13 protein-coding genes are annotated in these 13,193 nt (G+C 55.3%); 4 read left to right on the top strand and 9 right to left on the bottom strand.

All coding sequences use genetic code 11. The features are described from left to right. Positions 1-41 precede the first annotated feature (41 nt). The 8 genes from BUC04_RS07695 to BUC04_RS07660 form a co-directional block, all read right to left on the bottom strand. Positions 42-3,035 (bottom strand): ATP-binding protein, encoded by a 2,994-nt coding sequence (locus BUC04_RS07695; RefSeq protein WP_067665637.1) that lies wholly within the window; start codon positions 3,033-3,035, stop codon positions 42-44. A gap of 9 nt (positions 3,036-3,044) precedes the next feature. Next, entirely contained in the window at positions 3,045-4,436 is a 1,392-nt protein-coding gene (locus tag BUC04_RS07690; protein ID WP_067665634.1) for a hypothetical protein, read from the bottom strand. Then, entirely contained in the window at positions 4,433-5,152 is a 720-nt protein-coding gene (gene icmJ / locus BUC04_RS07685) for a type IVB secretion system protein IcmJDotN (protein WP_067665631.1), read from the bottom strand. Before icmJ ends, BUC04_RS07690 begins: the two co-directional genes overlap by 4 nt. 57 nt (positions 5,153-5,209) lie before the next feature. Next, positions 5,210-5,575 carry a hypothetical protein gene (locus BUC04_RS07680; RefSeq protein WP_067665627.1) on the bottom strand — a complete coding sequence of 122 codons (366 nt, stop codon included), beginning with the start codon at positions 5,573-5,575 and terminating at the stop codon, positions 5,210-5,212. Between the two features lie 144 nt (positions 5,576-5,719). After that, positions 5,720-6,061: a hypothetical protein gene (locus BUC04_RS07675; protein ID WP_067665624.1), complete on the bottom strand. Its 342-nt coding sequence runs from the start codon at positions 6,059-6,061 to the stop codon at positions 5,720-5,722. Between the two features lie 74 nt (positions 6,062-6,135). Further along, complete coding sequence (locus BUC04_RS07670) at positions 6,136-6,744, bottom strand: hypothetical protein (protein ID WP_067665621.1); 609 nt, start codon at positions 6,742-6,744, stop codon at positions 6,136-6,138. Further along, positions 6,741-7,811: a hypothetical protein gene (locus BUC04_RS07665; RefSeq protein ID WP_143165590.1), complete on the bottom strand. Its 1,071-nt coding sequence runs from the start codon at positions 7,809-7,811 to the stop codon at positions 6,741-6,743. Before BUC04_RS07665 ends, BUC04_RS07670 begins: the two co-directional genes overlap by 4 nt. Continuing rightward, on the bottom strand, positions 7,798-8,046 hold the full coding sequence (locus tag BUC04_RS07660) for a hypothetical protein (RefSeq protein ID WP_143165589.1): 249 nt from the start codon (positions 8,044-8,046) through the stop codon (positions 7,798-7,800). The genes BUC04_RS07665 and BUC04_RS07660 overlap by 14 nt, the downstream gene beginning before the upstream one ends. 52 nt (positions 8,047-8,098) lie before the next feature. Here BUC04_RS07660 and BUC04_RS07655 point away from each other — a divergent pair, with 52 nt between their 5' ends. From BUC04_RS07655 to BUC04_RS23890, 4 genes are all read left to right on the top strand, one after another. Then, on the top strand, positions 8,099-8,560 hold the full coding sequence (locus BUC04_RS07655; protein WP_067665612.1) for a type IVB secretion system protein IcmW: 462 nt from the start codon (positions 8,099-8,101) through the stop codon (positions 8,558-8,560). Beyond that, a complete protein-coding gene (locus BUC04_RS07650) occupies positions 8,557-8,964 on the top strand; it encodes a hypothetical protein (protein ID WP_067665609.1) in 408 nt (135 codons plus the stop codon). Before BUC04_RS07655 ends, BUC04_RS07650 begins: the two co-directional genes overlap by 4 nt. Before the next feature lie 6 nt (positions 8,965-8,970). Then, complete coding sequence (locus tag BUC04_RS07645) at positions 8,971-10,539, top strand: DNA topoisomerase (RefSeq protein WP_067665606.1); 1,569 nt, start codon at positions 8,971-8,973, stop codon at positions 10,537-10,539. A 99-nt stretch (positions 10,540-10,638) separates the two neighbouring features. Further along, positions 10,639-11,706, top strand: coding sequence for a hypothetical protein (locus BUC04_RS23890; protein WP_067665603.1), 1,068 nt, complete (start codon positions 10,639-10,641; stop codon positions 11,704-11,706). A 9-nt stretch (positions 11,707-11,715) separates the two neighbouring features. Here BUC04_RS23890 and BUC04_RS23885 read toward each other — a convergent pair whose 3' ends face one another. Beyond that, positions 11,716-13,092: a DNA polymerase A family protein gene (locus tag BUC04_RS23885; RefSeq protein ID WP_159437669.1), complete on the bottom strand. Its 1,377-nt coding sequence runs from the start codon at positions 13,090-13,092 to the stop codon at positions 11,716-11,718. Between the last annotated feature and the right edge of the window lie 101 nt (positions 13,093-13,193).

Raw genomic sequence — 13,193 nt, 5'->3', positions numbered from 1 at the left:
TACGCATCATATGCACTGCATTAATTATTGTTGTCACCAATTTAGTCTGAGACTAACTCGGCGTGCTTCTCCGCCAGTTCCCTGGCGGCGAGCGCATAAATATTGTCTTCATCAGTATACACAGCCTGTTCTTTGAAATGTTGCAAGTATTGACCGGCTGATACCGTGGGGAACTCTTTGGCCATGATTTTAAGGGCGTTTCCTAGGCCAAGAAGCTTCGAAAGTTCGTTGCGCAGCTCCCGCTCACCCTTTGTGGTGCAGTAGGCCCAGGCCTCCATCGGACCCAAGGTCAACATCAACACCTGCTGGACGAAGTCGTTCACGTTCTTCACCCGATACAGCGCCAGGAAGTCGCTGCCCTCTTTGGTGATACCCCGCATCAAGCGGCGCATGGAGGACTGGGTGCTCCCTGATAAGCCGAACTTACGGATGATGTCCCGTAGGTCTTCCTCGTTGGCATAACCAAGGCAGTAGACGTTATTGGCCAGCTTCACCATACGGTCATCGAAGTCCACCAGGAACTGCGAGGCCAGGGTCACCATCACCTCATGCTTCCGGCCTTCCCGGGCGTCGATGATGGCCTGCTCGATCGCCTGCGGGGCGTTACGCATCTTGTGTAACTCATCCATGCTGAAGACCTTAGGCACCTGGTTATCCAAGGTGATGATCTTTTCATGGTGTCGTCGGTACTTCTCCGGGATCTCCACCAGTGTCTCTAAGTTGCGGTAGAAGTCTTTGGCGCCAATTTGCCGGGCCATCATGAACATGACGGCGGTGGTCTTATCGGCCTTTGCACTACCCGTGATGGCCACGTTCTGCAGATCGATGGATACGATCCTGGCATCGCCCAAATCAAACTTCGTGCGGGTGCTCAGCACCGGGTAATCCCGTGTAGCGGAGACAATCATGGCCTTGAGCAACTTAGCCCGCTCATCATCACCGTAAGAGTCCCTGAAGGTCTGGTTCTCCGTCATAGCGGTCAGTGCGTCATCAAGTGTGGGCACCGCGTATCGCTGGGCCCTCAACGCATTGACGCTGTCGCCGGCATCAAACAACAGGTCCCGGATCGCGTACCAAGAAGTGTCGTCTTCGACGTAGTGCAGCGAGTGCAGATCAACGGCGGCATCTACCACCTCATCCAGACCCCGCTCGTACAGCTCTGGCTGGTTCTCCGGCAGCCGCAACTCATACATGGCATCGATGAGCAGCGTCACCATCTCAGCCAACATGTCAATGGAACCCTCACCATGTACCGGCGTTAGCAAGGTCACCATGAGGTTACTCAGAAACACCTTGTCCACCGCCAACGGCTTTACGCAGCCCAGCGGAAGATCAAACGGGTTCACCGCATCTTCGCGGCGGTTATTCAGCTGGAATGCCGTCGCCAGGTGCTTCTGATCATCAGGCAATGCCGCCCTGATCATGTCCACCCAGCCGGCTGAAGAGAAGCCAATGTCTACGGTGGTGATCCGCGGCAACCTGGTGTTACCAGGCTTCAGCAACATCGCCGAGTTATAGGCTGCCAACATCACAGACTTACCCTTGCCAGGCGGGCCATAGATCAGCGTCACCCAGTTTTCCTGCTGGCTATTGGTCGGCATGTACTGGTAGAGCTTTCGCGTCTTTGTCCGCAGATGCAGTGACCCCTCAGTCCAGGGACTGCAGGGTCGCATAAGGGGAGACATGTACAGCGCCTCTTCCAACAGCATCGGCATAGGGTTGCCTATCTGCTTTTGCGACACACCAGGCAGGGAGTTCATCCATGCCTCAATGGCGTCGCCTCGTTCTTCGATCACCTCGGTTTGACCCCAGCCTTGCAGCGCCGCCATCAAGTGGGCCTTTCGCTTCAATACCTGCTCATGGGTTTTACCCCAAGTACAGACAGCGATCTGAACCGGTACGACCGTCTCCCCTTGCCTCTCCCCGAAATGGAGGAACTCATCGGCGGCGTCACGAATGGCTTTGTTGTCCGAGTTGGTTACGGCCAACCAGGTTGCATAACCCTTTTTCCGCTTGAGTACCGACATGACCCGGTCGTGACCGGTGTCCATGCTGAGCGAAATCCGCCAAGGCAGACCTTCTGGCACCCGGGCAAACAACGAGTTGAAGCTGGCAGTTCGTTGAGGCGGAATGTCGATCAGCACTGGCGCGTAGATCAGCCCCTCGTGTTTCACCATGGTTGGGTCCAGATCATGGACCTCAGGGGCTGACGGGAACAGCTGCTGAGCCAACGAGGGGTGCATGACATGGGATTGGTCGTCTAGGCGGTTGGACTCGACAAGCAGCCGCTTGGGTACCCTGTCACCTAGCAACGTAGCCTCCCAGTCCTCACCGGTGAAGTTACGTGACGCCTGCATCCTGACGGCCTTAATGGCCTCTCTGGCCCCAAGCGTGTGGTAACGGCACCATACGCCTACCTCGCGGCTCACCTGCTCCACAAAGCCCTGATGGATATCCATCAGACCGCCCACCTCAAAGTAAGGCGCCTGGGCGAATTCCCCCGGGCGAAGAGGGCTACCTTCGTGATAGGCCTTATCTACCCGATCCCCCAAAACCCGCTTTTGCTCTGAGACCGGAAGACACTGGACCGATGTAGAGAGCACCAAATAGACCTTCTCGCGAATGGTCCGTCGTGATAGGACACGCTCACGCTCATCAATCATTGGCGCCAGATCCAAATGGACCCTTGCGGCCGTCTCCTTCATCTTACGGACAGACGAAGAGATCTCTTGATAAGAGAGGTCAGGATCACCCTCATAAACCACCTGCACCCGGTGTCCGGGCTTAGCCAGTTGAGGTGCTGCGCCTTGACTGATCCCACGAGCGATCTGCAACGCACCATCATCATCATTGATACTCAGCAGGCCGTCGATTTCAATGACGGACAACAACCCACCATCGGAGGTCACCAACGAGAACTGGTCTATCGCGGAGTTCGCTTCGAGATTGATGTAGTCCGCGATCGCCGGCTTGAAAAACCGCCGCATTGCGTGTGCCATATCGGCGAAGACTTCACCACCCAACTTCCCAAACAAACGGCGCTCCTATTGCTGCAAAGAGGCCAACACGGCCGTTAACGACTTAGCGCGCTCAGCACGCGGCTCCAACACGACCCGGTCCATCTTCACCAGGGCATCCACCAATTTGTCAGGGCGGCTAGCAAGCCCCCGATAGAGTCGGCAGATGTAGTCCTGATCTATGCGCTGCCTCAGCACCGGCGGGATCTTGTATTTGGCGTTATCCACCTCAACCCCTTCGGCAACCATCAGCAGGTCCATCGGCGGTAGCAGTCCCAAGCTCAACGCTAGGTTGACTACCTGGGTTACCTCCTGCGGCCTGACATAGACCATGATCTTCCCCGTTGAGTAGCTCCCTACCGAGAAATTGAACTCCTGGAATGCCTCTGCGAAGTAACTGCAGGCAATCCGGTCGTAAGCCCTCAGGTAGGCAGTGATTGACGGAAAGTACGTGTCGGACAGAGATGACGAGCCATAGGCTGCAAACACGTTCTCGAACAGTAGGCCACGGCTAAACGAGAACTCGTTGGCCGCCATGTCAAACCGCTCCGGGAACTCCAGCTTGCCGCAGTCTGCTTTCCAACCATCACCAATGGCGATCTTAGAGTATTGGGACAATCTCAAGATCTCCGGCAACGAGGCATAACCGCGCATCACATTGGAACCCGAGCCATAGGCACTGAACTTCTGGTAATGCGGATCCATGCTCTGAACACTCAGCCGGAAAAAACCAGCCTTAGTCTTCATCAGATCCTTCAGAGCAGCCATTGCCTCCGTGGTCCCGGGCAGCTTCACACCGTCCTGAACGCCGATGACAATCTGATCAGCACCAAAGCTATGCTTCTCCCAGTGCGTCGCTGACGGAAAGTTCTGCGACAGAATCCACCGGAAGTAGGCCCCCCTGGGTAGCGTAAACGCATAGGCGTTTGCCCCCCTAGGCACCATGGCGTTCTGCATGGCCTGGTTCTGCTGTGTGCTCTGAGACCACACCTCCTTCAGCATCTTGCCAAAAGCTCCCCTGGGCCGCTTTCTGAGCAAACTGGTGGCCAGTTCAAGCCCAAGCGACTTCAGGTACCGGTAGTCCGGACTCTGCACTGAAATCCCGTTACTCTCCGCCACGGCAATCATCCGCGAGAAGAAACCAGACAGCACAGACGCCAAACGATCCGGCGTTTCACCTAACCCCAGCTCATCCGTCAACAGCTTGATGGACGACCTGAAGTATTGCGCATCGACAATGTTGGGCGAGCGGTGCAGGTTCAGCTTTCGAAAGTCATAGTACGGAAGGTTGGTCACCCACATGGTGTCGGTGGCTAACTCCGATATGCTGTCGATCCGCTCCGCTTCAGATCCCTCACTGGAACGCCACCCGGAGGTTGCCGTGTCAGTGTGATCGAAGATGCACACGCCAACTTTCATCGAGCACCCTTGAGAAGACCGTAGATCTCGGAATTCGTACCTTTACCGCCATTCGCCTTTGCCCAAGACTGCAACTTGGAACCGGCATGCTGCTCCCAGCGGTTTATCGGCATCGATCTCTTACTTTCTTCAATCCAGTGCTGTAGTTGACGCTCAAAGCCAGATTTCTCCGGCAGTAAAAACAAGCCCCGCAGTACCTTGGCCCGATCTCGGTACTCCTCTTCGCTCATCTCCATCAGGAAGTCGGCTAAAACACCCGGATCAGCACTGCCCATCAACTCCATGACCGGATCTCGCTGGTCATAGAGCTGATTGAGTAAGCTTTTGGCAGTGACTGATACTTCGCCGCATTCCTGCTCTGAAGCGATCCAAAGATAACGTACGAGCTGATTGAGATCGGCTTGACCAAACCCCTCCATCTCCGGTAACACGATGAGAATGGCTTTCTTAGCCACCCCTGCGAAACCGACATGGTGTGCCAAGTGGCACAGTGGGCAGGCCAACACCAGGTTGGACTCGTTGTTGTTACTGTGGTCGTCGTCGATGTGATGCACCTCGTGCCACTTCGAACTTTGAAAACCACAGAATTGGCAGGTATTGGCATCGCGCCGCCTCACTGAGGCGGCCACTTTGCCAAACTGCGCATCGGCAAGATGCGCGTCCTTGTCATCGACACGGAACGCGCTGCGCTTAACCGATAAAGTGATAGGTCTCATTTATTACTCACCTTGGGCAGACCCGCCCGGGGACTAAACCCCAGCGGACCCGGCCAATTAGCTACCGCCCTGAGTCCCTTTCTTGATGGTGAAGTCAGTGTCATTGCCGGTCAAAGTGCCCGCGAACAGGTTGGCCAGGCTTGGAGCTGCTAGCAGACCCGCACCCACCAGCAAGGCCACGAAGCCGGTCTTGCCGTGGCCGCGGCCTTCTTCCTTCTGGTCCTTGTACAGAAACCAACAACCCATGCCAAAAATAACAATACCCGCCAGATAGATAGCAGATACAGCAAGATCCTGGAACGCAAGTGCCGCAGTATTGCCGCGCTCTGCAATCTTTTCGAGACCATCAGCGGCGTTCACCGAAAAGGACACCATCAGGCTCAACGCCAGGGTTGAAAGAAAAAACTTAATTTTGCCAAACATAACAAGACCTTTCGTCGTTATTCTTATTGGCCGCAGTTACGGCACTTTTCTTAATCCTACCAGATGGCAAATGCCCAAGTGGCAATAATATTCCAGAAAATAAAACGGCGCGCCAAAGGCACGCCGCCATTAACTCTAAGTTCTCTAGTTGGAAAAGTCGAAGTTGGCATCTCCACCAACAACCGTGCCTGCGAAGATGTCGACCAACGAAGGCATCGCCAGCAGTGCCGCGCCAACAAGCAAGGCCACAAACCCTGTCTTGCCGTGGCCCCGGCCCTCTTCCTTCTGGTCTTTGTACAGATAGAAACAGCCCAAACCAAACACCACGATGCCAGCCAAGTAAACAACACTTACGGCGAGGTTTTGGAATTCATCCGCCGCCTTTTTACCATTTTCAGCAATGGACTCGAGCCCTGCTGCATTAGCCGCCGGCATGACCATGGCAACGAATAACCAAGTGCAGAACAGATTAAATTTGTTCTTCATCGCAGATGTGTCCTTATTATTTTTGTTCTTTACTGGATTTTACCATCTGTTAATAATTGTCATCGAAATTGGCCTTAGGTCACACACAGTGCGGAGATGTCGAAGGTGTAGTGGAGCATACAACCAAACTTGGACAAATTAATAAGTAACACGCCACCGATGATATGAGAGAACACCTTCATTGGCCCTGCCGCCTGCCCTGATTGACCCGAAAGGCCAAGGTCTTTAATTAAGAACGTACCGCGAACAAAGGCGATCACGCCGAGTAGTTGCAAGTAAGCGAACAGGTCCTGCAGAGCGCTGGGCGACATGAACTGAGTCAGGAAGGAGTCCTGTGTATTCGCCAGATTACGCAAGGCCGGGTCCAGCGTGGTCAGTGAGTTACTGCTCACCTGTTCACCCCACATTGTTGCAGCCCAGATTGAGAAGAACGTGCCTACCGACAACAATGCCGTACCAGCGATTACCGTCGCAAAGGCCGACTTATTCGTACTGCCGTCGCCGTGCCCCTTGCTGGCCCGATAAAAACCGTAGATCCCCGAACCGAACAAGATAAGACCTGCCAGGTACGCAATCTGGAGCACAAACGGAGCATAAGCATTGTACAGCTCTTCACCGACCGAACTGGCTTGCGCCGGCGCGATAAATACAAGGGCTAGAACACCCCACCAACTTCGCCTCATCGCAATGGTTCCGCCTGAATTGCCACCAGGGTAGCCATCAACGCCTCAATCCTCGACAGTTGCTGGTTCTGGGTATGCAGATAGGACGCGCTCATTCCTTGCACATCGGTGATTTGCCTGATCAGCTCCGGGGTGTAGGCAATGTCACCTTCCTGGGTACGCGAGTTGGCATGCCCGCCGCGGTGGGCGATGTTGTCCAGATCCCGGATGGTTTTCTCGATCAGCGTCTTGTCCACATCCATCTGGCTCAGCCCAGTAGTTGGAGAGACAGCGTACATGGTACGGACTTCTGTCAGCGAGTTGTGGGCCAGGGCCTTCACAGCGTTCTTCCGGAAGGCACGCAAGCGGCGCTCTTTCGCAGCTGGAGAGTCAATGTCGCCGGACTCAACGTTGTTGTCTGGCACAGACCAAACCAGCAGATCGATTACTGCCTTGGCCTTCTCGTTCGAATCAGCATCCAGCCTCTGCTGGCCTGCACCACCCACTACCAGGTCGCCAGCGGTACACAGTGATGACGAAGAAGCCGAGTTTGCGTCATCAGTGGCAGATGCACCCTGGAACTCAGAGGTACCGAGACAGGCCTCTACCAGGTCATTGATAACTTCTGTCTTGTGCTCCCTGAACTCAGCAACAGTGCCATGGAATTGCGATACCGAATCCTGAAAGTCCTCTCGCGAGTCCTCCCGCTCGATATCGTTGTCACAGGCAATGTCGTTGGACAACTGCGTTGCGGTGAGTTGCTGACATGTATCTCGGTTCGGAACTGACATCTGCTCCTGCTCCAGATTTTGCAACTCCTGGGCCCGGGCACCGTCACGAGCAATCTGGTTGGCTGCGATCTGGTAATCCTGATCGACCTTCATCTGGCTTTGCAGCGTGCTGATGTCAGTCTGGGTCTGCATCATTACCTGCTGCTCTGCCCACTGAACCCCGCCCTGAATGTTGCCCCAAATCTGCTCAGCAAGTGCCGGGAAATCCGAGCACAGGAAAGTTGCGTTCGCCTGTCCAGACACCAACACAAGTGAGGTCGCCAGGACCAATTTTTTTAGTGGCTTAGCGTTTCTCATTATCGACCCCCCTGGGGCTGATTCCCCTGTCCTGGCCGGTTGCCTTATCCCGGTCCTGCCCTGAATCAGTGATCCCAGCAATGGCCTTTACTGTCTGCTCAAGTTCCGATGCCTTGGCTGGGTCTTTCAGCACACGGCTGGGCTTAAGACCGTTAGTCACCTGCTGGTCTGTAAATTGCTCGCCAACGCTACTCATTACTACAAACTCCAAACAACAATTAATATTGTGCTCCATACACAATGTTATCCTACCTGTAGTAGGCAATTGCCATTTTCAGGAGCCATAGGTGTTCGATAGCCGGTCAAGAAAGGAGTTCTGGAGTAACGTCTCTCCCAGTCACAACGAACTTATCCAGCGACTTGAGGATTCGGAGAACTGGACGATCACTCCAGAGGATAATTATGCCCTCTACCAAAAGGTTGATGAGGCACTCAGCAGTCTGGACGCAACCGATCCGGACACCGTGCAGAAGAGCCTTCAGTCGCTGGTACCGGTTGTTGCCACCCTGCCCCTGAAAGACTCGATCATGGCACTGGCCAAACTCAACCACGTCGACAGCGGGAAATACCCCTGGGGCACTGCGCTCATCGACTTCACCCGTGAGGCCGCCCAGGCGGACGACGGCGGGGAATACCAGGAACACGCCAAAGCCCTCCATGACCGGGTTTGCCTGTTCACTCGGCACCTGCTTGTGCTCCAACTGTTCAACACGCGCATCCAATTCGATCCCAAGGAGCAACGACCATGAAGCTCACACTCGCCCTTTCCGTACTGCTGGCTTTTTCGGTTCTGGCCGCTCAACCGGCAAATGCGTCCACCTGCCCAGACCGCGGCGGCAGTACCCAAGTTGAAGAAGCCTGGGAGAGAGCCAAAGAGGACGCCTGCGCCGATTTGAAAGACCCCGAGGAAGCGATGGCGATGAACCCCTTTGTCTACAAAGATCCCAACGCAATGCTGGCAAACTGCGGCCTTGGGTTGGAACTGCCCGGCCTGCCGAGCTTTGGCATCGATTTCGACTACAACTTCGATGTCTGCGATGCCGTTGAGTCTCTCTCCGGTGATCTGGTCCGTGACATCAACTCGAAGATGCAGGATTGGATGAGCGACGCGACCGATAAGGTCACCGACGTGAACGGCATCAAAGAGAACTAATCACACATGAAGCAACGACTCTTTGTCATCGAGGCGCCCGGGAAGCAAGGCGCCTTTGCCAACCTTGCTGACAAAGCCTTCCCTGATTCCAGGAACAAAGTCGTTGCTACCCGCGGACGCCTGGTCGACCTAGATACCTCGGCCAGTACCGACAGCCTTAGTGAGATCGTTTCATACGACGATGTCCCCCTGTTACCGCTCAACCCTTCCCACTCCAACTACCTGAGAGAACGCATCTCCATTGCTGACGAGGTCCTGATCTGCACTGACCCTGACACGGAAGGGGAATGGATTGCCGCCACGGTGCAGCAATTGGCACCAGGGTCCAGCCTGATGCGGATGAGGGTTGCGACTCTAACCACCGGCGGCCTTCTTGCCGCCTATGGTGAGCGGTGTGCAGTTAACCCTGCACTACAAGGGCCAGCGCTGAATCGCCGACTGTTTGACCGGATCAGTGCCGACCTTACCCATGTTAAAGACAGGCCTTACTCTGGAGGGCGGATATCAAGCCCCCTTGCCGCTTTGTCCCTGGCGCGGCGAGAGGTTGGATGCATTCGAAAACCCATTAATAACGATGGATGGCTTGTTGAAGTGCCACTGTACGCTGATGACAGTGACGTCAATCATGAGTTGGCTCTACAGGCGCTAGGGCCGCAACTCAGTATCGACGTGGATGAGCATGCCGCTACACTCGTTGCCACACCAATATTGCCCTACACCTACCAGGAACTTCTGCTCACGGCCTCCCGCATCCTGAAGAAACCGGTACAGCAGGTGGCTGAAGACATTCAAGAGCTGTATGAAGAGGGCAAGGTTAGCTATCCCCGCTCAGACTCAAGGACCTTCTCTCCTCAATCCATAGCCACCCTTTCAAAGCTAGCCGTCAGCACAGGCAGAACCGTTATCAATCCTGCCCACGGCGATAATGCGCTACAACAAGCACACGAACCAATCCACCCGTTATCCCTACCGGAAAACTACGCGGTACAAACGGACAAGGACAAGATCCTGTCGCTGCTCAGCGAGAGAGCCTTTGATGCCCTAACCGGCGCGACGCTTTGCACCTACACTCTGTCGCCTGAAGATAAAGGCCCAATGGCACTGCAAGCACGAATCGCGGAAGAACTCAGGCGGCCGGCTAAGATCATAAAAAGAACGATACGAAGCCGCCCCAACAGCACATTTGAACGACCAGCAACAAGGTCACATACCGTGGCACTGTCCCAGAGGGGAGTGAGTCACGATGGAACCGTCAGCACTCATGCTGACAACGCAGAACAGCACTGCCTAGCGCTGATGATTGAAAACGACATCGGACGTCCGTCCACAGCCCCAAAGCACGCTGTGCGTTACGGAAAACTGCTCTTCCAACCAAAGTCCCTAGGTCCTTCTGCATACGCCAGGGAGATTCATGAAGTCACCCTTGAACGATTCCCCGGGCTGTTAATTCCCGAGGTTTGCAAGCAGATCACCTCAGAACTAACCAACATCACCTCATTGGCCCCCAGCCAACTGGTTAATCAGCAGTTGCGTCGCTGTGAGCAGGATTCTTTCTCTCCAAGCTCGTTCAATTAATTATTCTTCTTCAATGCCTTCCAACCCCTTTTGCTAAGTTGTGTCGGCTGCGCTTTTTGATTATAGTTGCCTTAAATTTACTCTCTCCGGAGCCTAGGTATGACTGCGGTACAGCTGAACAACCAAGCGCGCGCCGTGCTCGAGGCCGTCGTGCAATCCCCCTCAATAAGTCCTGACCAAGTATGTGAGGCGACTAAGCTTTCCTCTGCCATCGTCAAGACCAACTTCTTGGCGCTGCGAACCAAGAAGCTCATCAAGGTTGTCGGTGGGGATGCCACTGCGACAGAACTTGGCGTACAACAGATTAGCGAGAAAGCTACTCCCGCCAAGAAGCCTGCAGCCAAGAAAGCGACAGCGAAGAAAGCAGCAAAGCCCGCTGCGCCCAAGGCTCCCACCAAGAAGGCAACCGCCAAGGCGCCGGCCAAAGCCGCCGTCGTTGTTGAAGCCAAAGAGGCACTGGCCCTACCGGCCAAGTTGCCAACACCGGCTGTGGCAAACAAAGTGCTGATTGCACTCGCTGCCATTGGTGAGACAAAGGACAAGTTCTTTACTTCCATGGTTTCTAAGGCTGCCGACGTCGCTGTTGACAAAGCAGGCGCTGTACTGCACGCCATCGCAGAAGCGGGGATCCTCGTAGAAGAAGAAGTTCAGCAGATGGGCTTCAATGAAGCCAAGTTCCGCTTCGCTGAGGGTGGCCTGGCTGTTATTCAGGCGCGGGCAGAAGTGCTGAAGAAGGCTGCCGCGGAAAGTGCCGCTAAGCCAGAGCCCAAACCTGCGGCCGCTAAGCAGACTGCAAAAGCAGCCAAACCCGCTCCCGCTCCAGAGGCCAAGCAAACTGAGAAGCCAAAGGCTACTGCAGCCCCTGCAAAAGTTGCCAAGGAAGCCGTAGCCGCTGCTCCTGCAAAACGCGCAACCCCTGCAAAACCTGCAGCCCAACCAGCGCCCACACTGGCGGCTAACATGCCGTCTCAAAGCGAACTGGATCGTGCACTTGCAGAAATCGCCTCGCTAACGGAGCGCCTGGCCGCTTCTGAGGCGCAACGCGATCAGAATGCACAGCAGGTGAACGACTTAACCAAGCAGAATGCTCAACTCAATGGTGAACTCCAGGCCAGTCGCGCCCTTCTGAGTTCAATCAAAGGGTTTGTAAACGCCATTCCCGAGTAGCGTTTCACCTCAATGAACCGCGGCCCACGATTGTCCAAGCTTGTCGTCGACTAACAAGGGGACAATCAACTGGGCCGCGTTTTCCATGCACGACTTTAACCCCAGCCTGGCCACCTCCGCAGACTTGCTGTCCACCTCGAACAGCAGTTCGTCATGCACCTGGAGTAGCATGTGAGCGTCTAACCCTTGCTCGCGAATGTATCGGTCGGACAGCACCATCGCCCGCTTAATGATATCGCTGGCCGACCCCTGCATCGGAGCATTCTGCGCCATCCTCTCTCTTCGCGCCCTGCTTACCGTATTTACGGGTATGGCTATCCGCCGTCCGTACAGTGTGCTGACGTATCCTTTCGCGCTCTGTTGCCGTAATGCAGATAGGTACTCCCCCACCCTGGGAAGGCGCTGCAGGTATGTTTGGATATAGCCCTCTGCCTCATCCGTAGAGACGCCCAGATCTGGTGCGAGGCCATGCGCAGTAAGTCCATAAATAATGCCAAAATTGACCGCCTTCGCTCGGCGCCGTCGCTCTGAACCACTCAATCCAAGCCCACCGAAGATCTCATCCCCTGTGCGTTGATGGATATCCTCGCCAGCGCGGAAGGCCTCGATCAGTACCTCCTCCCCCGACAAATGGGCCAACACCCTCAATTCAATCTGGGAGTAATCCATCCCCAGTAGCTTGTAACCGTCACTGGGCATAAATGCTTGCCGGATTAACGCGCCATCGACACTTTTTGAGGGAGTGCCCTGCAGGTTAGGCTCAGCACAGGACAGGCGCCCTGTCGCAGTCGTGGTTTGACGAAATTGCGCATGAACCCTGCCTGTCTCGCCGTTAATGTGCCCTGGTAACTTCCTCACGGTCGACGAGAGCAGTGTTTGCAACTGCCGTCCCCGCAGTAACGCGTCAACTGCCGGATCCCCCTGCAGTTGAGCCAGAGCACTGGCCGAGGTGGACCTGCCTTTGGCCGACAACTCCATTTTGAGCTCATCAAACAGCGCCGCCGCGACGTCAGCAGGCTTACTCAGTACCACCTCGCGGCCTACTGCCCCGCTGAATGCAGTTGTTACCTCGGCAAGCTCTTTCTGCAATACCAGCTCGGACTTCTTGAGGCTACCTCGGTCCACCAATACTCCATGACTGGTCATGCCGGCCAGAATCGATGTCATGGGCTTTTCGACATTGAGATAGAAGCCCAGCGTCCCCTGCTCCCGAAGTGTGGCGTAGACCTGCCTCACGGCACCCAGGGCCATGATCAGTGCCCCGCGACGGTGAGACATCGGCAAGCACGCCTCTTCCAATGCCCTTGCACTGCCACCCACCACAGCCTCAACAAGCTCAGCATCGGACTGGTCCCCCCGAACGCTTGAATCGGCAACATAGACCATTGTCCTGAGCTCGTAATCAAACAGGCGGGCACAATCCCTTCCCAGAGGGCCAGACAGAGTCTCTGAGCTAATGCAGAGCGTTACGGCACCATCTGCCCTCA

Origin of the sequence: Ferrimonas marina, assembly GCF_900129905.1 — a bacterium.
Lineage (GTDB): Bacteria > Pseudomonadota > Gammaproteobacteria > Enterobacterales > Shewanellaceae > Ferrimonas > Ferrimonas marina.
Note: the sequence above shows the minus strand (reverse complement) of the source record. Positions and strands in the feature narration are given on the sequence as shown.